This is a genomic window from Halomonas sp. BM-2019 (genome assembly GCF_017584085.1).
Genome location: NZ_CP071922.1, coordinates 1 through 2,594 on the forward strand (window position 1 = coordinate 1; position 2,594 = coordinate 2,594).

General features: G+C 67.4%; 2 protein-coding genes. One reads left to right on the top strand and one right to left on the bottom strand.

Features of this window, described 5'->3' with window-relative positions; translation table 11 throughout:
- Positions 1-421 precede the first annotated feature (421 nt).
- Positions 422-1,621, bottom strand: coding sequence for a tyrosine--tRNA ligase (tyrS, locus tag J5F18_RS00005; protein WP_346300333.1), 1,200 nt, complete (start codon positions 1,619-1,621; stop codon positions 422-424).
- A 112-nt stretch (positions 1,622-1,733) separates the two neighbouring features.
- Between tyrS and J5F18_RS00010 the strand changes: the two genes are divergently transcribed.
- A partial coding sequence (locus tag J5F18_RS00010; protein WP_346300334.1) for an anhydro-N-acetylmuramic acid kinase occupies positions 1,734-2,594 on the top strand: 861 nt, incomplete at its 3' end.

Below are 2,594 nucleotides of genomic sequence, written 5' to 3' on the forward strand. Positions count from 1 at the left end.
TCCAGTGGTGCGCATTCTAGCGAATCCGCGGTGCCTGTCAAGCGAGGAAATCTTCGAAGCATCCGAAAACCCCAAGCAGAACAACCACTTCTACCACCCTTCACCGCCTGCAACCTTGCTGGTTGCCGGCAGCGGATGCGTACTTTACGGCTTCCCCCCGCCGGCCGCAAGCCCTTCCGGCAAAAAAGTTTCAGAAGCCTGTCCGAGCCGTGACGGCATGATGACAAACGGCGGGTGGCCGCCTATCCACCCACCCACTTATTCACAGGGCCGGCGCCAGAAGCGGGTGTGGACAGCTTTCGGGGTGGGACCCGCCGCGGCGCCGGCCCGACAGCCAGCATGGTCGCAGAAGCAGAGACGACAGCGCCCGCACTGGGGCGGGCGCTGCGTCCACTGGCCGGGCCGGCCTGGATAACCGGCGTTACTTGAGCGTCACTCGAGCGTATCGCTTCTTGCCGGCCTGGATCACGTAGCTCGCGCCCGTGGCAAGCATATGGTCGCGCTCAACCACCTCGCCGTCGACCTTGACCCGGCCATTGCCGAGCATGTCCTTGGCCTGGGCGCTGTTGTTGGCGAGGCCGGAGCGGTTGAGCACAGCGGCGATGGGCGCCTGCGCACCGCCCTCGAAGTCAACTTCCACCTCGGGCAGGTCGTCCGGCAGCTCGCCCTCGGCCAGCTGGTTGCCCGCGGACTTGTGGGCGTTGGCCGCCGCCGCCTCGTCGTGGTAGCGGGCGATCAGCTCACGGGCCAGGATCATCTTGATGTCGCGAGGGTTGGCGCCGGCCTCGACGTCGCGCTTGAGCGCCTCGATCTCCTCGTTGCCCTTCAGTGAGAGCAGTTCGAAATAGCGCCAGATCAGGCTGTCGGGCATGGAGACCAGCTTGCTGAACATCACGCCCGGCGCCTCGTCGACCCCCACGTAGTTGCCCAGCGACTTGGACATCTTCTGCACGCCATCGAGCCCCTCGAGCAGCGGCATGGTGATCACCACCTGGGGCGCCATGCCGTGATGCTTCTGTACCTCGCGCCCCATCAGCAGGTTGAACTTCTGGTCGGTGCCGCCCATCTCGATATCGGCCTCCAGCGCCACGGAGTCGTAGCCCTGTACCAGCGGGTAGAGGAACTCGTGGATGGAGATCGGCTGGCCGGCCTTGTAGCGCTTGTCGAAGTCGTCACGCTCGAGCATCCGTGCCACGGTGCTCTGGGCCGCCAGCTCGATCATCTTGGCCGCGGAGAGTTCGCCGAACCATTCGGAGTTGAAGCGCACCTCAGTCTTCTCGGGATCGAGGATCTTGAACACCTGCTCCTTGTAGGTCTGGGCGTTGGCGCGGACCTCCTCCTCGGTGAGCGGCTTGCGGGTGACGTTCTTGCCGGTCGGGTCGCCGATGCGACCGGTGAAATCGCCGATCAGGAAGATGATCTGGTGGCCGAGATCCTGAAACTGGCGCATCTTGGTCAGCAGCACGCTGTGCCCCAGGTGCAGGTCGGGCGCGGTGGGGTCGAAGCCGGCCTTGATCCGCAGCTTGCGCCCGGACTCCAGCTTCTTGACCAGCTCCTCTTCCAGCAGGATCTCCTGGGTGCCTCGCTTAAGCAGCGCCAGCGCGCTTGCCACGTCGCTCATCGTCTCCTACTCCACGTAAACGGTTGCCGGGCCCCCGGGGACCCACGAATGGGCAGGGATGGTAGCATGAGTCGGCGCCCAGCGGTGACGCCCCTCGACCCGGGAGATTGCCATGCCCCTCTATATCGGCCTGATGTCCGGCACCAGCCTGGACGGCATCGATGCCGCCCTAGTGGAGATCGACGATGCCACCAACAGCGGCCGACCCCGCCTGCTGGCCACCCACGCCGAGCCGATGCCCGCGCCGCTGCACGAGCGGCTATGGACGCTCTGCCACGCCGAGCGGGTGAGCTTTGCCGAGCTGGCGGCAGCCGAGGATGCCTTCTGTCGACTGCAGGCCGCCGCCGTCGCCGCCCTGCTCTCGAGCAGCGGCACCCGCCGAGAGGCAGTGGCCGCCGTGGGTAGCCATGGCCAGACCATCGAGCATGCCCCGCTGGGACACGCCGGCGGCCCCGCCTACACCCTGCAGCTCGACAACCCCAGCCTGCTGGCGGAGCTCAGTCGGCTGACCGTGGTAGGCGACTTCCGCCGCCGCGACCTGGCGGCCGGCGGCCAGGCGGCGCCGCTGGCACCCGCCTTCCACCAGGCGCTGTTTCGCGCCCCGGGCGAGTGGCGCCTGGTGCTCAACCTGGGCGGCTTCGCCAATCTGACCCTGCTGCCGCCTGCCGAGGACCTTCGGGCACCGCTTGGGTTCGACTCGGGACCGGCCAACGCCCTGCTGGACGCCTGGCATGCCCGCCACCGCGCCGGTGGCTTCGACATGGACGGCGCCTGGGCCGCCTCGGGACGAGTCGACGAAGCGCTGCTGGCAGAGCTGCTGGCTGAGCCCTTCTTCCACCTTCCACCGCCGCGCAGCACCGGACGGGAGCTCTTTCACCTCGACTGGCTGGTGACTCACCTGACAGGAGAGGAGCACCCCGAGGACGTGCAGGCGACCCTGGCGGAGCTGACGGCGACCAGCGTGGCCCTGGCG